The organism is Gluconobacter oxydans DSM 3504 (assembly GCF_000583855.1).
Classification (GTDB): domain Bacteria; phylum Pseudomonadota; class Alphaproteobacteria; order Acetobacterales; family Acetobacteraceae; genus Gluconobacter; species Gluconobacter oxydans.
On the sequence record NZ_CP004373.1, the window covers coordinates 2,408,861 to 2,432,545 of the forward strand.

Consider the following 23,685-nt stretch of genomic DNA (forward strand, 5'->3'; position numbering starts at 1 on the left):
GGGGTCGGGAAGAGGTGGATCAACGAAGATGGCGCGTGCTTTCCGGTTTTCCTTCTATCAAAGGGCCAGAACGGTCCAACGTCAATTTATCTGTTTGAGAAAATTGACCTCAGCCGTCCACAAGCGCGACGGCGCGCCCCAGATCGACTGACAGGACCCGGCTTACACCACGTTCCTGCATCGTGACACCATAAAGACGATCCATGTGCGCCATTGTCAGCTGATGATGCGTCACGACCAGGAAGCGCGTGCCGGCTTCCTTCGTCATGTCGGACAGCAGGGAGCAGAAACGCTCGACATTCGCATCATCCAGCGGCGCATCAACTTCATCAAGCACGCAGATGGGCGCGGGGTTGCAGCGGAAGGTCGCAAAGATCAGCGAAAGCGCGGTCAGGGCCTGCTCGCCACCCGAAAGCAGGGACAGTGTCGAGAGCTTCTTGCCCGGTGGCTGGGCAAAGATTTCCAGTCCCGCTTCCAGCGGATCATCGCTGCCGACCATGCCCAGATGCGCCCGTCCGCCGCCGAACATGCGCGCGAACAGGGACTGGAAATGCCGGTCCACTTCCGAGAAGACCGCCAGCAGGCGCTCGCGTCCTTCGCGGTTGATCGTGCCGATCCCGCCGCGAAGCCTGTTGATGGCCGCCGTCAGTTCGGCATGCTCGCGGGCGATGGTCTCGGCCGTTTCGCGCGCTTCCTCGAATTCGGCTTCGGCCCGCAGATTGACCGCGCCAAGGTCTTCGCGCTCGCGGGTCAGGCGGGAAAGGCGGCGGCGGGTCGAGGTCTCGGCCTGTTCGGAAAGATCGGACGGATAGGCAGCGCCCTGTGCCCCGCCTTCGGGAGGTTCGCTGTCGGCCAGGAGGCGCTCACGGGCAGCGACGGCCTGCTCCGCGCGTTCGGTCAGGCGTGCGATCGCTTCCCGACCTGCTGCCAGTGCGAGGTCGGCGTTGCGGCGCTGCTCCTGCGCTTCCAGTCCCGCAGCCCCCGCCGCTTCGTCGCGGGCGCGTGCTGCGTCATAGGCGTTCTGGGCGTCCGTCAGGGTCTGATCGTGACCGGAGAGTTTCCGTTCCAGCTCGGCAGGTACTGCGCTGTGTGTCTGAAAGCTGTCCCGCAGTTCGTCCCGCCGGCTCCTCAGATGCGCAAGACTGGCTTCTTCGCCGGCGATCCGGGTGCCGAGTGCCTCAAGCCGGACGCGGACCGCAGCCAGGGCGCCGGTCAGACGGACGTCTTCAAGAGACAGGCGGGCGCTTTCGGTCCGGGCGGCATCCAACAGATGGCGTGTTTCGTGAAGGGGCGCCGTGGCGTCCAGAACCGCCTGTTCCAGCACCGCAGGATCCGGCCTTTCGGCCAGTTCGGCCGTCCGTCTGGCATGATCGTCACGCAGGCGGTTTACGAGATCGTGCAACTCCCGCTGACGCGGTTCCAGCGCGGAACGCCGGGCGAGGGCCGTTGCGGCGGACTGGTCGAGCGCCTGAAGTTCCCGCGTCAGGCGGGTGGCGTCTTCGCGGCTTTCCCGTGCCGCCTGCGATGCTGCCTCGGCAGAGGAACGTGCCTGATCGAAAACCTCCTGCGAGGCCTGAGACGCGGCTTGCAGTGCCGGGATATCGGGCCGGTTGTCCTGCTGTTGGATTGCAGCACGCTGGGCCGTCAGACGCTCGTGTTCCTGCTCCAGCCGAGTCAGTCCTTCATCCAGATCCCGCAGGCGGGTGAGCGTGCTGTCATGCCGCAGAAGGGCCTGATCCAGGGCGCGTGCTGCGGCGTCTGCGGCGCTCCGTGCATCCTGAAGCCTGCGGCTGGCGTCCCGCAGGGCATTGCGGGCGTTTTCAGCGTCCTGAGCGCTGGTCTGCGCCTTGAGCAGCAGATCATCGAGAGCGGGATGGGCTTCCAGTTCGGCTTCGGCCTGCGTGGCCGCATGCTGGGCAGATTCCAGTGCAGCCTCGGCGTCCTTCAGGCGTTCTGCGGCCTGTTCCCACTGGGTGCGGGCCAGGGCCGCTTTCTGCTCGATCCGCGATGCCACGGTCCGGGCTTCGGCAAGCTGCGGCTCCAGCGCTGTGCGGTCGCGACGTAGGGCTGCGAGTGCCGTTTCGGCCTGTTCGCGCGCCTCGATGGCTGTAGTGCAGGCCTGGCTCAGGCGGGGCTGATCGGCCTGATGGGATTGAAGCAGGGCATGGGCTTCGGTCAGACGGCGTCGCTGCTCCAGCCGGGCGGCTCCGGCATCGGGCGCATCGGCGGAGCGGGTAAATCCGTCCCAGCGCCAGAGCGCGCCGCTGCGGCAGACCAGAACCTGTCCCGGCTGAAGGGTTTTCTGCAGATCCGGTCCGGCGCTGGCATCCTCAAGCAGGAACGCGGCGTCCAGACAGCGTTGCAGCGCCGCAGGGGCCTGAACGAGATCCGAGAGCGGACGACAGCCCGCCAGTTCCGCGACGGTAAGACGATCCAGAGACCGCCAGCGCCGATCGGCTGGAACGTTGTCGGGAGCCAGGGACGCATCCAGCCCGTCCGCCAGCACTGCCGCGACGGCGGGGGCCATGTCTGCCGGGAGGTCCAGCGCGTCTTCCAGTGGATCGGGCTGGGCGGCAACGGCGTTGAGGCTCTGCTCCAGCCCCTCGCATTCGCCCTGTGCGCGCAGGATGAGCGTTTCCAGTGCGGACAGCGCCTGCCGGGCCTGTGCTTCCTGTTCGCGTGTCTCTGCCAGTGTGGCTTCGGCCTCTGTGAGGGTCTTTTGCAGACCCGTCAGACGCTCTTCGGCCTGCGTGACGGTATTGCGGGCATCCTGAACGGCCTGTTCGGGTACAAGGGCGGCCCGGGCCGTTGTCTCCGCCGTAGACGCCAACTGAACTTTCTGTCGCGCCTGATCGAGGGACTGCCGAGCCTGTTCAACGGTTCGGAGAAGCGCCTTGCGACGCTGCGTGCCTTCTTCTGCTGCAGCACGGGTTTCCAGCCAGAGAGCGCCGAGCCGCTCCTGCTCCTGTCTTGCGTGGTTTTCCCGCGTCTGGGCCTCGGTCAGGGCCTGTGCCGTGCTGTCGCAGGCCGCTTCAAGCCCGGCTCTTGCGTCCTGGGTCAGCAGTGCGGCCTGAGCCGCATTCCGTGTGGTCCGGTCCTGCGAGATTTGGGTCTGGGTCGTCTGAAGACGTCTGTCCAGATCGGCTTCCGTGGCCTGAAGTGCTTCGAGGCGGCTTCTGCCTTCAGCCAGTGCCCGCCCGTCCAGCTCGGCTTTAAGGCGCGCCTCCTGCAACGCAGTCGTGCAGTCCTGTTCCCGACGGCTGGCGAGTTGCGCCTGTTCCTGCATCGACGCGGCTTTGCAGCGCAGCGTCTCCAGTGTGGCGTTATCGGGTGTCGCCTGATCCAGTGCCGCGATTTCCGCTTCAAGAGCGTCCAGTGCGCCGATTTCCGCATCCAGACGAAGGGTCAGGGCATCCAGCCCTTCCATCACACCGTCCCTGCGGATGGCTTCGGCATCACGCAGGCGGGTCGCATTTTCCAGAGCGAGGGCCTGCTCCTTTTCGAGCGCATCGAGACGTTCGCACTCTGCTGTACAGGATGAGCGCAGACCGGGCAGTGCGGCCATCTCGGCTTCAAGGCCCGCACATTCTTCCGTAGCATTCTGCCGGGCTTCCCGGTCCGCCGTTAGGCTGGCTTCGCTGCGACGCAGGTCTCCTTCGGCCTGTTCAAGACGCAGGCGGGTTTCGGACTCGGTCTGCCGGGCGCGGTCGAGATCCTGCTTCAGGATTTCGGACTGGACCTTCAGCCGCTCCAGAGCGCTGCGTAGACGGTCCGTTTCCTCGCGGGCCTGCGGGGCGGCCTTGCGGGCCTCGAACTCGGCCGTGGCGGCGGCTTCTGCGGCCTGCTCGGCCTTTTTCAGGTCTTCGCGTGCTTTTGCCAGAGCGTCCCGGCTGCGCTGGACGGCCAGATTGGCCCGGGCATGAAGCAGGGCGTGAAGTTCGGTTTCCGTCTGGCGGATCTTCTCGGAAATCTCACGGTATTTCCGGGCCTGAACCGTCTGGCCCTCAAGGCTTTCCAACCGTTTCTCAAGCTGAAGGCGCAGGTCTTCGGCGCGGGAGAGGTTCGTCTCGGTCTGACGCAGCTTGAGTTCGGCATCGTGGCGCCGGGCGTGCAGGCCGGTGATGCCTGCCGCCTCTTCGAGCAGCAGGCGCCGTTCCTCGGGCTTGGCCGCGATGAGCTGGCCGACGCGGTTCTGGCTGATGATGGCGGAACTGCGTGCACCCGACGCCAGATCGGCGAACAGCGTCTGGACGTCACGGGCGCGCATGACGCGGCCGTTGATGCGGTATTCGCTGCCCGATCCGCGCTCGGCCCGACGGCTGATTTCCAGCTCGTCCGCGTCCTGGAACGGGGACGGGGCCAGTCCGGCGGCGTTGCTCAGATGCAGCGTGACCTGAGCGATATTGCGGGCCGAGCGCGCGCCGGTGCCCGCAAAGATCAGATCGTCGAGTTCCCCGCCACGCAGGGCGCGGGCGGAAGTTTCGCCCATGGCCCAGCGCAGGCCTTCGACGACATTGGATTTTCCGCAGCCGTTCGGCCCGATGATCCCCGTCAGGCCCGGAAGGATATCGAGACGCACCTCATCGGCGAAGCTCTTGAAACCGCCAATGCTCAGGCGGTCGATCGTCGTGGCGCGGCTCGACATCAGGGTATGGAAATACTGGTCCTACGTTAGAGGATCAGGACGCCTTGGCGACGAGATCGGCGAACTTTTCGTAGGTTTCCGGATCCTGGTCGTAATGCGTGTTGTTGAAGCGGAAATACGGCGTGCCCTGGATGTTGTAGGTGTCCGAGTCCTTCTTGACCTGATCGAACAGGGCCTCGGCGAACACGTTGTCCTTGCTGATGGCGTCGAACTGCGCAGCCGAAACGCCGGCGAGGGCGGACATCTGCTGCAGGCGCTGCATCGGATCACCACCGGCAGCGAAGGCCCACTGCATCTGGCTGGAGAACAGGGCTTCGAGGAAGGGGACGTAACGCTCTTCCGGCAGGGAGCGAGCCACCATGGCTGCCGTCAGGCCGACGCGATCGCCGCAGAAATCATGGAACTGATAGCGGATCTTGCCGGTATCGATGAGCTGTTCCTTGATCTTGGGGAACTCTTCCGTCGCGAAATGCGCGCAATGCGTGCAGGTCAGGGAGAACCATTCCTGAACCAGGACCTTGGCATTCGGGTTGCCGATGATGCGCGGGCTGAGCCGGGCGTCGGTCGAACCTGCACCGGCCGCGCGGGCCGTGCCGGCGGCAGTTCCGGCCACGACGAGAGCCGGTGCGGCGGACACGAAAAAGCGGCGGGAAAGGGAGAGACGGGTCATTCAGGAGGCCTTTGCAACTGCTTTGGCGAAATCATCATAGCTCCCGACCACGTCGGGTGCGGGAACATCATTGATACGGAAATATGGCGTGCCCTGGATCTGGAGGAAAGCACCGTCATGATCCTGTTTGTTGATAATGGACTCCCGCAGGGCATTATCGGCATTGATTTTGTCGAACTCTGCCGCGCTCACGCCGAACAGCGCCGCGCGCTTTTTCAGTTCCGCGACGGGATCGATGTTCTGTGCGAAGGCCCACTGGTCCTGATGATCAAGCAGGTCCGTCACGAAAGGCTCGTACCGGTCGGCAGGCAGGGAACGTGACACCATGGAGGCCAGCAGGGCGACCTGATCCAGCGGAAAATCATGAAAGCGGTAGCGGATCTTTCCCGTGTCGATCAGGTTTTTGCGGATCTGGGGAAAGATTTCCTGCGCGAAGTGGGCGCAGTGCGAGCAGGTGAGCGAGAACCACTCGTCCACGATCACTTTCGCATCCGGCGAGCCGATAACCCGGGGGCCCATGCGCGGATCGCTGGCGGGCAGGTCATCTGCCCGGGCGAACGGCACGGCCGCACTGGCCACAAGGGCCATCGCGGACGCGAGAAGGGTACGGCGGCCGAGAGGCTGGTCGGCAGACATGGGCGGGGCTCCGCTGGAAACGATGTGATACTCGAACGATGAACCGGGGCTTCCGTCAAGAGCTCCGGTCATCTTCCTGCGTCTTGAGAGCGGGAAGCGGCTTGTTTTCCCAGCCTTCCGGAACCCGCATGCGCAGGGAACGGATATGCCGGGCATCCGCATCCAGCACCCGGAATTCCAGGCCGCTTTCATGGGTCAGCACCTCGTCCTTGGCCGGGACATGCTCGGCCAGACGGAAGACCAGCCCACCGACCGTCTCGATCTCGGCCTCGCGTTCGGCATCCGTCAGTACGGCGCCAAGCCGTTCTTCAAGCTGCCGGACAGGGAGACGGGCATCGATATCGAACGAACCGTCCGGACGTTCCACCCACATGGTCGTGACCGGATCGTCATGCTCGTCGGAAATGTCGCCCACGATGGTCTCGATCAGATCCTCGATCGTCACGAGCCCGTCGATGCTGCCATATTCGTCGATCACGAGGGCCATGTGCATCTGGCGCTGGCGCATCTGAAGCAGCAGATCCAGCACAGGGATGGTCGGCGCGATCATCAGCGGCTGACGCAGGAGCGGGCGGATATCGAAGGCCTCCGGCTCGCCGACATAGGCGATCAGGTCCTTCACATGGATCATGCCCGCGATGTCATCGAGCTGGTCGCGATAGACCGGAAGGCGGGAATGGTTTTCCCGGCGCATCAGGTCCAGTGCCTCATTGAATGGCAGGGCCTCGGGCATGGCGACGATGTCCGCGCGCGGGATCATGACGTCATCCGCCGTGATGTCCCGCAGACGCAACACGTTCATGATGAGGGCGCGTTCCTGCCGGTCGAGTTCCGGCTCGTCGCCCGCATCCTCGGTCGGCTGTCCGGCTTCCTGAACGAGGGTGGCGATGGACTCGCGCAGGCCCTGATCGCGCCCGCGGCGGTTGAAAAGTCCGAAAAGGCCGCGGGAAGGGCGGCTCTTGCCCGACTCTTCGGTCGGGCGGTCGTGTGAATCGTCACTCATATCCGGACACTCCCAGCCTGCTGCCAGTTCCCCTGGCGCCAAGGATCCCCAAAACCGAGGGACCGCAGGGTACGGGTCTCAATTCCTTCCATTTCCCGGGCCTCGCCGGGATGATGATGATCGTAACCGGCAAGATGCAGTGCGCCATGCACCACAAGATGCGACAGATGCGCCCTCAGCGAGCGCCGGGCAGCCGCAGCTTCGCGGCGTACCGTCTCGTAACCCAGCACGATGTCTCCGCCATGCATGGGCGAGAGAGGCTCGAACGTCAGGACGTTCGTGGGCTTGTTCTTGTCCCGAAAGCGCGCATTGAGGCGCTTGACGATCCGGTCTGTCGCCAGAAGGATCGAAGGCGCCGGAGACTGCGTGAAGTCGGGTCCACCCTGACGGGCGACCGCGACGAGGGCGCGCCGGATTGCACGCTCCGTCCCCGGAACCGAGGCGCGCCAGCGCGCGTCCTCGATGATGATGTCAGTACCGGCGTGTCGACTTGGAGGTTCCATTGTTTTCCCGGCGCAGCCTGTTCCGGAACACGTCCCGGGGGGCTGGCGCTTTCTGTTCATAGGCATCGACGATACGGGCAACCAGCGGATGGCGCACCACATCTTCGGAAGAAAAGCGCGTGATGCCGATTCCCTTGATGCCTTCGAGGGTCTCGACCGCTTCACGCAGACCGGATGATACACCATTCGGCAGATCGATCTGACTCAGATCGCCCGTAATGGCCATGCGTGTGCCTTCACCCATACGGGTGAGGAACATCTTCATCTGGGCTGCGGTCGTATTCTGGGCTTCGTCCAGAATGACGTAGGAATGAGCCAGGGTACGCCCGCGCATGAAGGCAAGCGGTGCCACCTCGATCTCACCCGTCCCCATGCGGCGCACCACCTGATCGCCCGGCATCATGTCATGCAGGGCGTCGTACAGAGGACGCAGATAGGGATCGATCTTTTCGCGCATGTCGCCGGGCAGGAAGCCCAGGCGCTCACCGGCCTCGACGGCCGGGCGCGAGAGAATGATCCGGTCGACCTGTCCGGCGAGCAGCATGCCCACGGCCTGCGCCACGGCCAGATAGGTCTTGCCCGTACCAGCCGGGCCAATGCCGAACACCATGTCGGTATTGGCCAGCATTTCCATATAGGCGGCCTGACCATGCGAACGCGGTGCGATGACGCCGCGCTTGGTCTTGATGGCGGGCAGATCCCCGAATGCCGTTGCGGGCATGTTCTGCGGCTTGCCATGGCTCTTTTCCGGACGTCGGTGGCCGTTGTGGCCGCGCGGGCGTTCTTCGGGAGCGGGCCGGGCCTGTCTTGTGTCAACCGGGCGCTCCGGACGGCTCGGCAGGGCTGTCAGACGGATCACGCCATCGACCTGCGAGGCATCGATCGTTCCGCCCTGTTCGAGCTGGTTGTAAAGCGCGATGATGGCCGCCTGTGCGCGACCGACCGATTCCGTCTCTCCGGAAATGGCGATCTTGTTGCCACGACAGGACAGCTTGACGTCGAATCCTTCCTCAAGCCGGACGAGATGCCGGTCATGGTCCCCCAGCAGGCGCTGGAGCAGGATGTTGTCGTTGAAGCGAAGGGCAACGGTGCGGTTGCCTTCGGAGCCACTGCTGGTGGCGACGGGACGGGGCGGGTGCGTTGTCAGCAAGCGGAGGCTGTCTCCCGGATCAGGGTGCCGCCCAGGGAGTTGGTGCGGCGCGTGGTGATGGCGACCTTGACGGTGGACCCGATCAGATGATCCGGCCCGTCGAAATGAACGGGTTGCAGATAAGGGGAACGCCCGGCGATCTGCCCGGGCTTGCGGCCCCGGTTCGTCACCAGGATTTCCTGCACCGTTCCGACCATGTCGGCATTGAAGGCGTCCTGCTGTTCGCGCAGAAGCGCCTGCAGTTCGGCCAGACGGCGATCCTTCACGTCCTCGGGCACCTGCATCGGCTGGCCGGCAGCCGGCGTGCCGGGACGGGGGGAATATTTGAAGCTGTAGGCCATGGCGAAACCGATATCGCGCACGAGCTGCATGGTCGCTTCGAAATCCTCTTCCGTCTCGCCGGGATGGCCGACGATGAAATCGGAAGAGAGGGCCAGATCCGGACGGGCCTCACGCAGCTTGCGGACGCTCTCGCGGTATTCATCCGCCGTATGGCCGCGGTTCATGGCCTTGAGGATCCGGTCCGAGCCGCTCTGCACCGGTAGATGCAGGAACGGCATGAGGGCCGGATTGTCCCGGTGCGCGTCGATCAGGCTCTGGTCCACGTCGCGCGGGTGAGACGTCATGTAGCGGATGCGGCCCAGACCGGGGATCTGCGCGAGCTGTTCGACCAGCCCGGCCAGAGTCTCACTGCCGCCCTTGCCGTCATCGCCATGATAGGCGTTGACGTTCTGCCCGAGCAGCGTGATCTCGCGTACGCCGCTTTCCGCCATCCGGCGTGCCTCGGCGAGAACCGAAGCGACCGGGCGGCTCGTTTCCGCGCCCCGGGTGTAGGGCACCACGCAGAACGAACAGAACTTGTCGCAACCTTCCTGAATGGTCAGGAACGCCGTGAGATTGCCCTGCGTCTGGGGAGCGGCATCCGTGGGCAGGAAATCGAATTTCTGCTCGACCGGGAAGTCGGTCTCAATCACGGCACCACCGGCGCGGGCGGCGCGGGCCACCATTTCGGGCAGCTTGTGATAGGTCTGCGGGCCGAGCACCAGATCCACATAAGGTGCGCGGGAGAGGATAACCTCGCCCTCAGCCTGCGCCACGCAGCCAGCGACGGCGATAATGGTCCGGTCAGCCCCATTGCTCATCCGCTCGTCGCGGATCTTGCGCAGGCGACCAAGCTCGGAAAAGACCTTTTCGGTCGCCCGTTCGCGGATATGACAGGTGTTGAGGATGACCATGTCGGCGTCTTCGGGGCGCTCGACCGGGCCATAACCCAGCGGCCGCAGGACATCGGCCATGCGCGCGCTGTCATACACGTTCATCTGGCAGCCCCATGTAATGACATGAAGGCCCCGTGGAGCAGGGCCGGGGGGCGCAGTGTCGGAAGAAGCGGGCAGGGCTGGGGAAGTCGGGGCGGTGGTCAAGGTCTCGGTCCGGGAATGGCAGAATCAGGCACACACATCGGGGCAGGCATCCGCGCGGTCAAGCCTGTTCCGTGGAACGGCGTCCCGAATGCGATGGGCCGACGGATGATCAGACGGGCCTGAATGGGTATCACCACCTCCGGACACGAAAGCCGGATTGCTGCCGTGTCGTGTTCCGAAGGTGACGCGGGGGCAGGCTTCAAGTCAAGATAAACCTGATTGTCGGCCCGGTTCTGGCGCAGATTTTCAGGACTCTGTCACTTTCGGCTGACCGCGACGCAGCTCTGCGGCACCGTTGTTGACGGCTTCGAAGGTGGCGCGGGACAGATCCTTGCGGGAGCGGAAATCGTCCGGCGTGATCGGGTCATGCAGCATGAGCGACGCGCCCATGGAGCGCCACTGGCCGAAGGACCACAGATGCGGCGCAAGATCCATGTCGCCATACCATGAGAAGACGTTCCGGCGGCTCCGGCCGACCGGCAGGCCTTCAAGGCTGTCATAGACGACGGAGACGGGCTGGATCAGAACAGGCGGAGCCTTGGGCATGCCGACCTGTTCCAGGCGGCCGGGTTTGGCGACGGCAAAGAACGAGGACAGGAACGGCAGGACGCGCGAGCCGTCCGAAGACGTGCCTTCGGGGAACAGCACAATATCGTCGCCATCCCACAGGCGCGCGGCCATGTCATGAAGCTCGCGTCCGGTTTCCTGACGGTTGCGGCTGACGAAAATGGTGCGGCCCAGTCGCGAGGCGGTCCCGATGAGGGGCCATTTGCCGACTTCGCCCTTGGCCACGAACACGACGGGCAGGGTGCTGCCGATAATGGCGATGTCCAGCCAGGAGCAGTGATTGGCCACGAACACGACCGGCCGCTTGCCTTCACGCACGTCCCGTGCCGTGCGCACGCCGCCGGCGCTGTGCCCGATGACCCTGATCCGGATGCCCAGAATCCGGCAGACGCCCTTCCAGAAAATGCGGGGCATCATGATTTTCAGGCGCCCGGGCAGACGCACGAGGATCGCCTGCATGCTGCACGCCCAGAACGCCCAGATCAGGACAAGCGACAGGCGCCCCGCACAGCGCAGGCGGCTGTACAGGGTGGTCGACGTTGTCGGCTGGGAGGCCGGAAAGTCGGGATTTCCCTCCAGGACAGGACGGTTGTGACCGCGCCGGCCGTTCGGGGTCTTGGCATCACGATGGGACATGGGTGCTGAGTGATACGGTTTTCACGGGGGCGACACAATCTTGTTTGTTGGCTTGTTTGCCTGCCTGCCTGTCGGGGTGTCTGCTGCGCGCCGTCGGTGCAGGGCAGTTTTCCGGACCGCTCCTGTCCGGGAGGACTTGACAGGGAGCGCCGTGCAAGGTTCCTCGGATGGTAGCAGCCGCCTTGTTCGGTCTGCGCTCTCGTGTTCCGGTTTTCACAAGGCCGGAAATGCCCTCAAGACGGATTTCAGGACGCACGGTGAAGTCAGGCCGCAGCCCCGTTTCTTTTTCTGTGTCAGTTGCTTCGATGTCCTGCATTCTGGGCATCGTGACGGTATTCTGCGCGCCCCTGCCGGCGGAAGCGAAGGCGTCGAAAGCGGCTGCAAACGCAAAGCCGGTGACGGATGGCACGTCCGATCCTGCCATTCCCTATGCCGTGACGCTGACGCCGACGAAACAGGCGGATCTGGACGCCGCGATCGCCGCATCCTCACAGCTCAAATCCCTTCAGACGTCCCACACCGTCGGAGCCTATGCTCTCGCCGGGCGGATCCGCAGCGATTATGATCGCGTCAACAGCGCCCTTGAATCGCAGGGATATTATGCGGGCTCGGTGAAGATCAGCGTCAAGGCGGGCGCACGGACCGTGGATGGCAAGGATCCGTCCCTGCCGGATATTCTCAAGGCGCTCGGCAAAAACCAGAAGGTCGCGATCACGATTTCGGCCACGATCGGGCCGAGGTTCAGTCTGGGAAATGTGGCGCTGACCACACCGCCACAGGAAGCCCCCGCCGCATCCGTTCCAGCACCCACGCCAACGACTCCCACGGCGACGGCGCCTGCCATGAAGGACCCGACCGCGAAGGCGCCTGTTGCGAAGACATCAGCCAAAACCCCTGCGGGGAAAGCGCCTTCTGACGGAAAAGCCGTTCCAACGCCGCCGCCCGCTGCGGCGGTGGCGGCGACCTCGGAACAGGCGATCGCACAGGCCCAGCCGGTCAGCCTTCTGCCTGAAGAGCGCAAGGCGTTCGGTCTGTCTTCGGGGCAGCCTGCCGTGGCGGCGGACGTTCTGGCCGCACAGAACAGCCTGCTCAACCAGCTTCAGGAAGAAGGCTACGCTACGGCGAGTGTCTCGACCCCTCTGGCCTATCTGAAGCCCCAGACGCATACGCTGGATATCGTGTTCCGGGTGAACCGCGGACCAAAGGTCGTGATCGGCCCGATCAGCATGACGGGGCTGGCGCATACCAAACAGCGCTATCTCATGAACCGGCTGGAACTGAAGGAAGGCGAGCTTTACCGCCCCTCCCGGATCGAAGCCGCACGGCAGGATCTGGCGAGTACGGGCGTTTTTGCGTCCGTTCAGGTCCGCAATGCCCCGCCGATCATTACCCTTCCGCCCTCGCGCACCCTCATGCCCGGCATCCTTCAGGCCATGCCGATCGAGTTCGGGTTCAAGGAAGCCAAGCGGCGGACCCTGTCTGCCGAAATCGGCTACTCGACCGATCTCGGTGGGCGTGTCGGTGTGAGCTGGACGCATCACAACCTGCTCGGCAATGCCGAGCAGCTGCGTCTGACAGCCCTGATCACGGGGCTTGGCGGCTCTGCCCAGCAGGGGCTGGGTTATGACGTCTACGCCGATTTCATGAAGCCGGATTTTCTGTCCAAGGGGCAGAACCTGAGCGTGCGTCTCGAAGGCATCCGCCAGCTTCTCTATTCCTATCATCAGACCGCCATTATCGGCCGCGCGGGGCTGAACCGGCATGTCGGAAAATACTGGAACGTCTCGGGCGGCGTGATGGGTGAGCAGGAACAGATCCAGCAGTTCGGCGATACGCGGAGCTACTTCATTATCGCCGCCCCCCTGAACGCCACATTCGACAACACCCAGCTCTCCAACCCGATCGACCCGGCGACGCATGGCGTCCGCGCCTCGCTTTCGGTCACGCCCTCGGAATCGCTTGAGAGCGGATCGTCGTTTTTCACGCTGCTGTCGGCGCAAGTCTCGACCTATTTCGATCTGAAGCATCTCGGCATTTCCCGCCCTGGACGCAGCGTGATTGCCGTGCGCGGGATCGTAGGCTCGGTGCAGGGCGCGTCCACCTACCAGATCCCGCCCGATCAGCGTCTGTATGCCGGTGGCCCGGCGACCGTGCGCGGGTTCCGTTATCAGGGTGTGGGGCCGCAATACGGCAAGACGAAATACGGCATCGGCGGCACGTCCATGGATGCAGGCAGTGTCGAGTTCCGCCAGCGCCTGCCGATGAATCTGGGTTTTGCCGGGTTCGTGGATGCCGGTCAGGTCGGTACGGGATCGCGGCCGGGGCAGGGCACGCTGCGGGTGGGTTATGGTGGTGGCGTGCGCTATTTCACGCCGATCGGGCCGATCCGCGTGGATGTGGCGCTGCCGATGAACCGTCCGGCTTACGGCGATAAATGGGAACTGTATTTCGGCCTCGGGGAGACGTTCTGATGCGTGTTCGCAGGATTCTTTTCCGTGTCGCGGCCGGTCTGGTCATTGTTCCTGTAGGGCTTGTGGCCGTGGCGGTTACGGGCGTTCTGGTCGGCATCAACATCTCGCCCGGCCAGCGCCTGATCGAGCGCAAGATCGGCCCGCTAACGGGGGGCATGGTCGAGATTTCCGGCCTTTCGGGCTTCCTGCCGCATCATCTGGCGGTGGCGAAACTGCTCATCAAGGATACGAAAGGCCCCTGGATCGAGCTGGATAATGCCGACTTGCGCTGGTCGCCGCTGTCCCTGCTGCATCTGGATGCGAAGATCACCAATCTGAGCGCCTCGAGGGTCGCCATCCTGCGCAAGATGGTCTCCGGTCCGGAAACGACGCCTGCAAAGCCCACGACGACCAGCACGGCACCCTCGAAGCTGCATCTGCGTGTCGATCTGGCATCGCTGCATGTCGGGCGGCTGGAAATCGGGCCGGATTATACCGTCACGCCGACGGCTTTCTCGCTGGACGGTCACGCCCATATCCACAGCATTGCGCCGTTTCTGGATGGCGTGACGGTGAAGACGCTGCCGGTCATGGATGTGGCGCTGGCGCTGAAGCGGCTCGATCAGCCGGGCAGTCTGACGCTGAACGTCCAGACGCCGAAGAAGCGCATTGCAGTCGGGATCCGGTTTCAGGAAGGCGATAACGGCTTTGCCACGACGCTGGGCCAGATGCCGCAACTTGACCCGCTGGATCTGCACCTGAACCTCAACGGGCCACGTACGGCGTCCGTGCTGGATTTCGGCCTGGGCGCAGGCCCCATCAAGGCTTCGGCTACTGGTACGATGAACCTGCTGACGCGTGTCGGGGACCTGCATGTGAAGGCCAACGCGCCGTCCATGACGCTGCGTCCTGGGATTGCGTGGAATGCCATCGCACTGGACACGGATCTGCATGGGCCGCTGACGGCACCGAACGGGCAGGGCGTTCTGGATATCGACGCGCTGACGGCGGCGGGTGCCGGAATCGGGCATCTGCATGCGCAGTTCGAGGGCGTCGAGAGCGATCAGCCTAATGATGCGACGGGTCATCTGACAGCGTCTCTGGACGGGCTGAGAATCCCGGGTTCACAGCCCACGCTTCTGGCCGCAGCTCCCCTGACGCTGGATGTTCTGGCACACCCGCTGGCACCGTCCGCGCCGATCGTGGCGAAGCTGGATCATCCGCTGGTCCATGCCACGGCCACCGCGGATCTGAAGCCGGCTGCGAAAGGGCATCTGGATCTTGACCTGCCGGATCTGCATCCGCTGGCGGCGATGGGCAGCACGGACCTCAAGGGAAATGCCGGGCTGCATGCCGATTTCGCCATGCCGGTCACGAAACGCGACGACCTGACGCTGAAAAGCACAGGAACGCTCGCGATCACGGGCGGTCAGGCACAGGCCGTGAACCTGATCGGCAAGACGGGCACGTTCTCGCTGGATCTGACGAAATCCCCGGCCAATGTCCTGACGCTGAAAAGCTTCGGACTGGATGGCGCGGCCCTGCACATGCTGGTGTCGTCCGTCATCGATATGGCGCATGGCAACCGGATGCAGACGAAAGCCTCCGTCCAGTTACCCGATCTCGCCAAGGCCAGTCCCGCCATTCTCGGCAATACGACGCTGACCGCCACAGCCGAGGGGCCGACGGATGATCTTGCGGTCAAGGCTGACCTGAACGGTGATTTCGGCACAAAAGAAGTCGCGAAAGGGCCGGTGGAACTGCACGCGGACTTCCAGCATCTGCCCTCCCATCCGGATGGGACGCTGACGGCCAAAGGCACCCTGGACCACGCGCCACTCGTGCTCGATACGGCGCTTCAGCAGGATGATGCGGGCGCGTATCATCTGGATCTCAACACGCTGGGCTGGAACAGCCTGACCGGGAAGGGCAAGCTGCGTCTGCCCAAGGGGGCGAAAGTCCCGCTCGGGGATCTGGACGTCTCGATCCGCAATCTGGGCGATTTCCAGCGTCTGATCGGGCAGGCGATTTCAGGTCATCTGACGCTGGGCCTGCACACGACCGAAGCTGAAAATGCGCCGCCTGTCGTGAAACTTGGACTGGACGGAATGTTGTCGATGGCGCAGGCCGCCGTCCAGTCCCTGAAGGTCAGCGGCACCATCACCAATCCGATCGACGCCCCCGAACCCGCGCTGGTGCTGGATCTGGCCGGGATGCGCTATCAGGCCATGACGGGCAAGGCCCATGCCACGATCAAGGGCCCGCAGACCGCGATGGCCATTGCGCTGAACGCGGCCTTCCAGAACGTGATGGATGCCCCGGCGAATATTGACACCGCCCTTGTCCTGAACGTGCCTGAAAAGACAGTGCGTCTCGGTCAGCTGACGGCTCTGGCCAAGGGCGAGAGCCTGCGTCTGAGCCGTCCGGCTGTGGTATCGTTTGGCAAAACGATGGGTGTGGACCATCTGCTGGCGACGGTGGCCCCGCAGGGTGTTGCACCAGCGACGATCGATGTTGCGGGTACGCTGAAACCGGCGCTCGCCCTGACGGCGCGTCTGGACCACATCACGCCTACGATCGCCAAACCTTTCGCGCCGGACCTGTCGGCCACGGGCGCGATTTCGCTCAATGCCAAGCTCGGCGGAACCCTCGCCGCGCCGACGGGCACTGTCTCGCTGACCGGGCGTGACCTGCGGATGCGGACCGGCCCTGCGGCGTCCCTTCCGGCCGCGCAGATCCTGGCCAATGTGGGGCTCGCCGGCAGCTCCGCGAAGGTTGATGCGACTCTGGGCGCCGGTCCGTCCGTCGCGCTGGCCGTGCGGGGCACAGCGCCGCTTTCCAGCACGGGCGCGATGGCGCTTGCGACCACGGGGCATGTTGATCTGTCCGTGGGCAATGCCGTTCTTGGCGCCAGCGGCATGGGAGTAGCCGGTAAGGTTGGCATCAATCTCAATGTCGCCGGAACGGCCGCGCAGCCACGGGCGACGGGACAGGTGACGCTGGAGAATGCCTCCTTCGATCACTACGCCCAGGGTGTGCATCTCAATCACATCGATGGCGCGCTTGTCGCTTCCGGGGACAGCATCGCCGTCAATCACATCGTCGCCCATGCGGGCCCGGGGACGATCGTTCTGGAAGGAACAGTCGGCGCCTTCCGGCCTGATCTTCCGGTCGATCTGCACATCACGTCCGAAAAGGCGCGGCCGGTTTCAAGCGATCTGCTGACCGCGACGGTCAATACCGATCTGCATATCCATGGGCAGGCCACGACGCGGCTGGATGTGGACGGGAAAGTCAATATTCCCAACGCCACGATCAACATTCCGGACTCCATGCCGGCCTCCGTCCCACAGCTCGATGTCATCCGTCCGGGCCAGAAGCCGCCGTCCAGTTCCAGCTCGAGCCTGATCATCGGGCTGGGCGTAGATGTGATTTCGCCGGGTGAGTTCTTCGTGCGCGGGCATGGCGTCTTTGCGGAAATGCAGGGCCGTCTGCGCGTGCGCGGGACAAGCGCGGAACCTGCGGTCAGCGGTGGCTTTGATCTCAAGCGGGGCAATTTCAATCTGGGCGGCATCAACCTCAACTTCACCAACGGGCGCGTGGCGTTCAACGGCTCGGGCGTGAACCACAAGCTTGATCCGACGCTGGATTTCCGCGCCGACCGCAACGCCAGCGGCACACTCGCCAGCCTGTTGGTGACGGGCTATGCCAGTGCGCCCAAGATCGACTTCGCGTCCACGCCAAGCCTGCCGCGCGATCAGGTCCTGTCTATCCTGCTGTTCGGCACTGATAGCCATTCGCTGTCCACGACGCAGCTGGCCGAGCTGGGTGCGGCCGTGGTGCAGCTTGCCGGTGGTTCGGCCTTCGATCCGCTGAGCAAGGTCCGCAACCTGCTGGGGCTGGACCGTCTGGCCGTGGGCGGTGGCAGCGGCGTGGATAATGGCGGCACCAGTGTCGAGGCCGGAAAATACGTGATGAAAGGCGTCTATGTCGGCGCCAAGCAGGCGACATCCGGTTCCGGCACACAGGCGCAGGTGCAGATCGACCTGACGAAGCGGCTGAAGTTCAACACCACGGTCGGCACGGGCGGTCAGGTCACGGGCTTCACGACCCCGGAAAACGATCCGGGATCGAGCATCGGCTTGTCTTACGGATACAGCTACTGAGCTCTAATGGGCGGAAACGGCGTCTTCGAGGCGCCGTTTCACGCGCTCCACGACGTCCGACCAGTCCCCGAAACGGGTCTGACGGACGATCGTCATCTGCGGATACCAGGGCGTATCCTCACGCCCGTGCAGCCAGCGCCAGCAGTTGTTGACGCGGTCCATCATGATGACGGGTTTGCCCAGCCCGCCCGCCAGATGAACGGCTGACGTATCGACCGAGACGATGATATCCAGGTTCACCATCAGCGCCGCCGTGTCGTCCATCGTGTGACATTCGGGCATGAAATTGATCAGCTCGCCCGGGAAATCGGGGATCTGTTCGGCCGGGCGATCTTTCTGCAGGGAATAGAAACTCGCGCCTTCGATACTAGCTAAGGGCGCAAGGGCGGAAAGCGGCATGGAGCGCTGGCGGTCCACCATGAGCGCCGCCGTATCCTCGGGACGTGCTGCGCCAGCCCAGACGAGACCGACCCTGAATTTGTGATCATCCTGCAGGCGCTGACGCCATATCTCGGCTTTGCGGCGGTCTGCGCTGAGATAGGGCACGGGCGCGCCCATCGCGTCAGGCGTGCCGGAAAAGGCACGGGGCAGGCTGATGAAGGGGCAGTGATAGTCGTATTCTGGCGTCTCGCCGCCAAACTGGACTTCCGCTACCCCGACGACACGTTCGCAGATCGCCGCCAGTGTCTCGGTGCCCCAGATATGGACGATGGCGCCTGTCCGGGCGAGGGGCGGGATGTAGCGCAGATACATCAGCGTATCGCCCAGACCCTCCTCCTGCGTGACGAGGACGCGTTTGCCCCTGAGATCCAGCGATGGGGAAATGTTGGGCAGGAGGCGGTCCAGTGGCATGCTGGTATGCCCTGGTAGCCCGAAACGCCATTCATGTTCTGCCCAGCCCTGCGCCATGCGCCCGCTTTTGAGCATGGTAATGGAATGGTTCAGACGCAGGCGTGGGTCTTTCGGCGCCATGGGGACCGCCTGCCGGTACAGATTGGCCGCTTCTTCCATCCGCCCGAGGCTGCTGAGGATGCAGGCCATGTTGCAGATCGGTTCCCAGTCCTGCGGATCGCTCTCGCGCAGGTCGTTCATGACCGCGAGCGCCCCCTCGAAACGGCCTGTTTCCGTCAGAAGAAGGGCAAGCAGGTTGAGCGTGCTGCGGTTGCCGGGGCGGCGGTGCAGACTCTGGCGCAGCAGGAGTTCCGCCTCGTCAAAGCGTGCGAGCTGGATCAGCACCGTCGCCTCGGCATCCATCAGCCGGGCATCATCGGGTTTGCGTTTGCGGCAGATTTCCAGAAGCGGCCGCAGATCGTCCCGCCGGCGCATGGACACGGCTTCGTCCAGCAGCAGCGCAATGGCATGGGGGCCGACATTGGCGCTGGCTTTTTCAAGCTCTTCCGCACATTCGGCGTAGCGGTGAAGGTGAAACAGTGCGCGGGCCCGGACATAATGCAGGGCCGGGATTTCAGTCGTATCGTCCGCGGAGGCGTCCACGATGGCCAGCGCTTCTTCAGGGTTCCTGCGGGCGAGGGCATCCTGTGCCCGGGCCAGGCGGCTGGCTGATGTAAGCTGCTCTTCTCCGGATGTCAGGGCCGGATCATCAGGGGCTGGTCTGTCCAGACTGGCAGACATGCGGATCTCCTAGTCCGAGGCCGCCGATGTCATTTCCAGAAGGGCCTCCAGGATGCTTGCTAGCGTATAAGGCTTCGAGATGAAACGGTCCCGCGCGGGATCGCCGGAGGTCTCGTCACGCCGCAGGTCGCCATGGCCGCTGATATAGATGACCGGAAGATCGGGCCAGCGCTCACGGGCCGGCTGGACAAGGGTCATGCCATCCCCGTCCGGGAGGGTCATATCCGCCACGAGGGCATCGAGCTTCGGCTCCGCGCCGATGATGGCGCGGGCTTCGGCACAGTTGTCCGCTTCCCTGACCGTCAGGCCGCTGTCGAGCAGGAACTCCGCCAGGCAGGTCCGGATGAGGAAATCATCCTCGATCAGCAGAACGGTAAGGGAAGGGGCCATATAAGTTTACGAGGACCAGTTGTTTTCGAAATCGCCGTAGAGCGTCAGACCACCATCGACATACAGGGTCTGACCCGTGATGTAGGTGCTGTCCTCGGCGGCGAGGAAGGTGATGGCATCCGCGATTTCGCGGCTTTCGCCCGGGCGCTTCATCGGGATGTGGCTTGAAACGGCCTTGTACTGTTCGGGATCATCGATCCACGACATGTTGATCGGCGTCACGATGGCGCCGGGCGCCACGGCGTTCACGCGGATGCCGCGGCTGGCATATTCCAGCGCCAGCGTGCGGACGATATTACCGACAGCACCCTTGGACGCGGAATAGCCCAGATAATGCGGCTTGGGGATGATCTGGTGGACGGAGGAGTTCACGATGATCGTGCCCTTGATGCCGTTTTCCAGCCAGTAGCGGATGACTTCGCGACAGGGCAGCATCACCCCCGTGACGTTGACGGCCATCACGCCTTCAAAATCTTTGAGCTTGATGTCTTCGGAGGGAGAGGGGATCTGATAGCCCGCATTGCAGACCAGAACGTCGAGACCGCCCATGGCCTTGATGCTCTCGGCAACCAGACGTTTGACGTCGTCTTCTTTGGAAATGTCACCCGTGGCGATCGGGTGCTCTCCGCCGGAAACCTTGGGCAGCTTCTCGCGAACGGCGATCAGCTTGTCTTCCTTGCGGCCGTTGAGGGCGACCTGCGCGCCTTCTTCGGCAAAACGAAGCGCGGTGGCCTCGCCAATTCCCTGGGATGCCCCGGTGACGAGGACTTTCTTGCCGGCGAAACGGTCTTTGTAAGGGGCAGGCATCTGGCCTCACCTCTCCTTGTGAATGCAGGTTTGAAACCGTGACTGAAAACGCATCACGGAAAAGATCTCTCGTGTCGCCAACGCGAGAGACCCCGTCCGGGATGCGAAGAAAACCACAGCCTGATCCATATTGGAGAAGTGCAGCCTTTTCAAACTGCGCTCCTGACTGCGATTCAGGCGGCCTTCATGGTCTTGGTCAGGTTTTCGAGAACCTGTGCGGGATCGACGTTTTCGAGAACGGCGACCTCGGCCACGAAACGCTCCTGCGCGGCTTCGAACAGCTTGCGTTCGGAGAAGCTGCCATCGAGGCTGTCGACGTTGCGACGCAGGTCACGCAGCACTTCGGCGATCTGGATCAGGTCACCGGAGTTGATCTTTTCCTGATAGGCCACGGCGCGGCGGGCCCACATGCCCTTGCTGACATGCGGCTTGCCCTTGATGACGGTCATCGCCTTGTCGACGATGTCGCGCGTCACGATCTTGCGCAGGCCGGCCTTGCGGGCCTTGGCCAGCGGGATGCGCAGCGTCATCTGGTTGCCGGGGAACGAGATCTGGATCATCTCGATGACGGTATCGGCGACTTCGACCATGCCGATCTTGTCCACGCGTCCGACGCCATGCGCGGCGTAGACAATGGAGTCACCTTCGCGGAACGGGTCCGCGTCGTGTTCCGGATCGGTCTGACGGGCAGTGTTGTTGGCTGCGACACGAGCCATTTCATCGGTCATGCCGCCCTTCTGGGGGCTTTTGAACGTGTTCATAGCCCCGGCTTATAGCAGAAAAACCCCCTGCTGTCTTGTCTGATCGCAAGGGGCAGCCGGGGGCTCCTGTGTCCGTCAGGGCTGAACGCCGTGGATGGCCTGGATGGGATCGGGCGGGAGATCCCCGATCGGTTGCAGAAGGTCGCGCTCGATCGTGCGGGCCATGGTCAGCATGGGCAGGGCGTGGACGCTCTTCGTGAACGGTTCCTGAAGGTCGCGTCCACTGCGGTCGAGCATCTGGAACAGCATGCCGATGATGCTGGAGCCCAGGGGCGTGATCCAGCCGAGAGTCTGTACGGCCGAGAGCGGCAGGATGATGCAGAACAGATGCGTCGCGATTTCGGGCAGCAGGGAATACTGCGCGGGGAGCGGCGTGTTCTTGATCCGCTCCAGGCCGCCCTGTGCGTTGGCGATGTCGGACAGGATGCGGTCCACGGTGCCATGCACCGCGCCGTCGATTCCCTTGCGTTCGACTTCGTCCCGGACCCCCAGGCCGATCTGGTAGAGCAGCATGTTGGCCGTGTTCGAGCAGGAAAAGACCTTCTCGTACATCTCAGGCGTCAGCAGTCTCCTGGTGTCCTCGTTGGGCGGATCGCCCCTCAGCGCCGCGCGCAGGACATGCGGATAGGCGGCCATGGCGCGGGCCAGATCCGGACGTCCGCCCAGAAGGGTCGCGGCTTCGCGGCCGAAGGAGCGGCAGTTGTTGGTGATCGCGCCCCACAGCGTCCGGCCTTCCCACCAGCGGTTATAGGCCGCGTTGTTGCGCATGCTCAGAAAGATCGCGAGTGCTGAGCCCATCAGCGAAATCGGAAGTGCCGGCTGCTCCATCCAGTCCTGGTGAAAGATCTGGAACAGGACGACCACGACGAAGTCCCACAGGGTCAGGATGATCAGGGGAGGAAGGGATTCCCGGAAAAGAATGGCCAGTCCATGTGGACGGTTGACGATCAAACGGCTGTCTCCTCGGATGACGGGATGTGCAGGGAAGTTGTGCGGAAGCGTAGCGGCGAAGTCAGTCCCCGGCCAACACCAAAGGGTGTCTGTCACTTTACTTTCTTTTGCAGCGGCCTCTTGCCGCCATGCCATTTAATACGACACCCTGTCCGGACCGTTTCAGAGGAGAGTGATGTTATGGACGTGACCGCCGCCATTGCGTTCGAGGCCGGCAGGCCGCTGGAAATCGACACGGTTCAGCTCGAAGGCCCGCGTGACGGAGAAGTGCTGGTCGAGATTATGGCGACCGGTCTGTGCCATACCGACAAGTACACGCTCTCCGGACAGGACCCCGAGGGTCTGTTTCCGGCCATTCTCGGGCACGAAGGCGCGGGCATCGTCCGGGAAGTCGGGGCCGGGGTGAAGCATCTCAAACCCGGCGATCACGTCATTCCGCTTTATACGCCCGAGTGCCGGGAATGTCCGTCCTGCCTGTCGCGCAAGACCAATCTGTGCACGGCCATCCGCAGCACGCAGGGCAAGGGCCTGATGCCGGACGGCACATCCCGCTTCTCTTATAAAGGTCAGCCGATCCATCACTATATGGGCTGCTCGACCTTCGCGAATTTCACGGTTCTGCCGGAAATCGCACTGGCGAAAATCCGCCCCGATGCGCCGTTCGACAAGGTCTGTTATATCGGCTGCGGCGTGACGACCGGCATTGGCGCCGTGCTGTTCACCGCCAAGGTTGAGCCTGGATCGACCGTTGCGGTGTTCGGGCTGGGTGGCATCGGGCTCAATGTCATTCAGGGCGCAAAGATGGTCGGCGCGAACCGGATCATCGGCATCGATATCAACCCGGAGCGCGAGACGATTGCCCGCAAGTTCGGCATGACGGATTTCGTGAATCCGAAGGATCTCGGACCGGATGGCGACCTTGTGGGGCATCTGATCGAGATGACCGGTGGTGGTCTGGACTACACATTTGAGTGTGTCGGCAATCCGACGCTGATGCGTCAGGCGCTGGAAAGCGCGCATCGTGGCTGGGGCGTGTCCTGCGTCATCGGTGTGGCCGGGGCAGGGCAGGAAATCAGCACGCGCCCGTTCCAGCTTGTGACGGGACGCCGCTGGATCGGCTCGGCATTCGGTGGGGCGCGCGGGCGGACCGACGTGCCGAAGATCGTGGACTGGTACATGGAAGGCCGGATCGATATCGACGATCTCATCACCCACAAGCTCAAGCTCCCTGACATCAATCTGGGCTTCGACATGATGAGCCGCGGTGAGAGCATTCGCACCGTCGTGGAGTACTGAG

16 protein-coding genes are annotated in these 23,685 nt (G+C 63.7%); 3 read left to right on the forward strand and 13 right to left on the reverse strand.

Annotated elements, in window-relative coordinates:
- Window positions 1–109: 109 nt before the first annotated feature.
- The 8 genes from GLS_RS10710 to GLS_RS10745 form a co-directional block, all read right to left on the reverse strand.
- Window positions 110–4,645, reverse strand: coding sequence for an AAA family ATPase (locus GLS_RS10710; RefSeq protein WP_041112208.1), 4,536 nt, complete (start codon window positions 4,643–4,645; stop codon window positions 110–112).
- A 34-nt stretch (window positions 4,646–4,679) separates the two neighbouring features.
- The gene (locus GLS_RS10715) at window positions 4,680–5,315 is read right to left on the reverse strand and encodes a thioredoxin domain-containing protein (protein ID WP_041112209.1); all 636 of its coding nucleotides are present in this window, start codon (window positions 5,313–5,315) and stop codon (window positions 4,680–4,682) included.
- A complete protein-coding gene (locus GLS_RS10720) occupies window positions 5,316–5,951 on the reverse strand; it encodes a DsbA family protein (RefSeq protein WP_041112870.1) in 636 nt (211 codons plus the stop codon).
- Between the two features lie 55 nt (window positions 5,952–6,006).
- Complete coding sequence (locus GLS_RS10725) at window positions 6,007–6,954, reverse strand: hemolysin family protein (protein WP_041112210.1); 948 nt, start codon at window positions 6,952–6,954, stop codon at window positions 6,007–6,009.
- Window positions 6,951–7,457 carry an rRNA maturation RNase YbeY gene (ybeY, locus tag GLS_RS10730; protein WP_011253520.1) on the reverse strand — a complete coding sequence of 169 codons (507 nt, stop codon included), beginning with the start codon at window positions 7,455–7,457 and terminating at the stop codon, window positions 6,951–6,953. The genes GLS_RS10725 and ybeY overlap by 4 nt, the downstream gene beginning before the upstream one ends.
- Entirely contained in the window at window positions 7,426–8,607 is a 1,182-nt protein-coding gene (locus GLS_RS10735; protein WP_041112211.1) for a PhoH family protein, read from the reverse strand. Before GLS_RS10735 ends, ybeY begins: the two co-directional genes overlap by 32 nt.
- Complete coding sequence (gene miaB, locus GLS_RS10740; RefSeq protein ID WP_148295959.1) at window positions 8,601–10,001, reverse strand: tRNA (N6-isopentenyl adenosine(37)-C2)-methylthiotransferase MiaB; 1,401 nt, start codon at window positions 9,999–10,001, stop codon at window positions 8,601–8,603. Before miaB ends, GLS_RS10735 begins: the two co-directional genes overlap by 7 nt.
- A 273-nt stretch (window positions 10,002–10,274) precedes the next feature.
- Complete coding sequence (locus GLS_RS10745) at window positions 10,275–11,231, reverse strand: lysophospholipid acyltransferase family protein (RefSeq protein WP_041112213.1); 957 nt, start codon at window positions 11,229–11,231, stop codon at window positions 10,275–10,277.
- 305 nt (window positions 11,232–11,536) lie between these two features.
- Between GLS_RS10745 and GLS_RS10750 the strand changes: the two genes are divergently transcribed.
- Both GLS_RS10750 and GLS_RS10755 read left to right on the forward strand, forming a co-directional pair.
- Window positions 11,537–13,702, forward strand: coding sequence for an autotransporter assembly complex protein TamA (locus GLS_RS10750; protein ID WP_226986574.1), 2,166 nt, complete (start codon window positions 11,537–11,539; stop codon window positions 13,700–13,702).
- Window positions 13,702–17,847, forward strand: coding sequence for a translocation/assembly module TamB domain-containing protein (locus GLS_RS10755; protein WP_041112215.1), 4,146 nt, complete (start codon window positions 13,702–13,704; stop codon window positions 17,845–17,847). Before GLS_RS10750 ends, GLS_RS10755 begins: the two co-directional genes overlap by 1 nt.
- Before the next feature lie 3 nt (window positions 17,848–17,850).
- Here GLS_RS10755 and GLS_RS10760 read toward each other — a convergent pair whose 3' ends face one another.
- The 5 genes from GLS_RS10760 to GLS_RS10780 all read right to left on the reverse strand — a co-directional run bounded on the left by GLS_RS10760 (window position 17,851) and on the right by GLS_RS10780 (window position 22,388).
- Window positions 17,851–19,479: a tetratricopeptide repeat protein gene (locus GLS_RS10760; RefSeq protein WP_041112216.1), complete on the reverse strand. Its 1,629-nt coding sequence runs from the start codon at window positions 19,477–19,479 to the stop codon at window positions 17,851–17,853.
- A gap of 9 nt (window positions 19,480–19,488) precedes the next feature.
- Window positions 19,489–19,869, reverse strand: coding sequence for a response regulator (locus GLS_RS10765; protein ID WP_011253527.1), 381 nt, complete (start codon window positions 19,867–19,869; stop codon window positions 19,489–19,491).
- Between the two features lie 6 nt (window positions 19,870–19,875).
- Window positions 19,876–20,676, reverse strand: a complete 801-nt coding sequence (locus GLS_RS10770; protein ID WP_041112217.1) for an SDR family NAD(P)-dependent oxidoreductase — start codon at window positions 20,674–20,676, stop codon at window positions 19,876–19,878.
- Between the two features lie 173 nt (window positions 20,677–20,849).
- Window positions 20,850–21,437, reverse strand: a complete 588-nt coding sequence (locus GLS_RS10775) for a CarD family transcriptional regulator (RefSeq protein ID WP_024716784.1) — start codon at window positions 21,435–21,437, stop codon at window positions 20,850–20,852.
- 75 nt (window positions 21,438–21,512) lie between these two features.
- Window positions 21,513–22,388, reverse strand: coding sequence for a bestrophin family protein (locus tag GLS_RS10780; RefSeq protein ID WP_041112218.1), 876 nt, complete (start codon window positions 22,386–22,388; stop codon window positions 21,513–21,515).
- Between the two features lie 180 nt (window positions 22,389–22,568).
- Between GLS_RS10780 and GLS_RS10785 the strand changes: the two genes are divergently transcribed.
- Window positions 22,569–23,684, forward strand: coding sequence for an S-(hydroxymethyl)glutathione dehydrogenase/class III alcohol dehydrogenase (locus GLS_RS10785; protein WP_041112219.1), 1,116 nt, complete (start codon window positions 22,569–22,571; stop codon window positions 23,682–23,684).
- Window position 23,685 lies beyond the last annotated feature (1 nt).

Bases quoted from the DNA above. Each gene is read 5' to 3' on its own strand.
- GLS_RS10710 (WP_041112208.1), bottom strand. From the start codon at position 4,645: ATGTCGAGCCGCGCCACGACGATCGACCGCCTGAGCATTGGCGGTTTC.
- GLS_RS10715 (WP_041112209.1), bottom strand. From the start codon at position 5,315: ATGACCCGTCTCTCCCTTTCCCGCCGCTTTTTCGTGTCCGCCGCACCG.
- GLS_RS10720 (WP_041112870.1), bottom strand. From the start codon at position 5,951: ATGTCTGCCGACCAGCCTCTCGGCCGCCGTACCCTTCTCGCGTCCGCG.
- GLS_RS10725 (WP_041112210.1), bottom strand. From the start codon at position 6,954: ATGAGTGACGATTCACACGACCGCCCGACCGAAGAGTCGGGCAAGAGC.
- ybeY (WP_011253520.1), bottom strand. From the start codon at position 7,457: ATGGAACCTCCAAGTCGACACGCCGGTACTGACATCATCATCGAGGAC.
- GLS_RS10745 (WP_041112213.1), bottom strand. From the start codon at position 11,231: ATGTCCCATCGTGATGCCAAGACCCCGAACGGCCGGCGCGGTCACAAC.
- GLS_RS10750 (WP_226986574.1), top strand. From the start codon at position 11,537: ATGTCCTGCATTCTGGGCATCGTGACGGTATTCTGCGCGCCCCTGCCG.
- GLS_RS10755 (WP_041112215.1), top strand. From the start codon at position 13,702: ATGCGTGTTCGCAGGATTCTTTTCCGTGTCGCGGCCGGTCTGGTCATT.
- GLS_RS10760 (WP_041112216.1), bottom strand. From the start codon at position 19,479: ATGTCTGCCAGTCTGGACAGACCAGCCCCTGATGATCCGGCCCTGACA.
- GLS_RS10765 (WP_011253527.1), bottom strand. From the start codon at position 19,869: ATGGCCCCTTCCCTTACCGTTCTGCTGATCGAGGATGATTTCCTCATC.
- GLS_RS10770 (WP_041112217.1), bottom strand. From the start codon at position 20,676: ATGCCTGCCCCTTACAAAGACCGTTTCGCCGGCAAGAAAGTCCTCGTC.
- GLS_RS10775 (WP_024716784.1), bottom strand. From the start codon at position 21,437: ATGAACACGTTCAAAAGCCCCCAGAAGGGCGGCATGACCGATGAAATG.
- GLS_RS10785 (WP_041112219.1), top strand. From the start codon at position 22,569: ATGGACGTGACCGCCGCCATTGCGTTCGAGGCCGGCAGGCCGCTGGAA.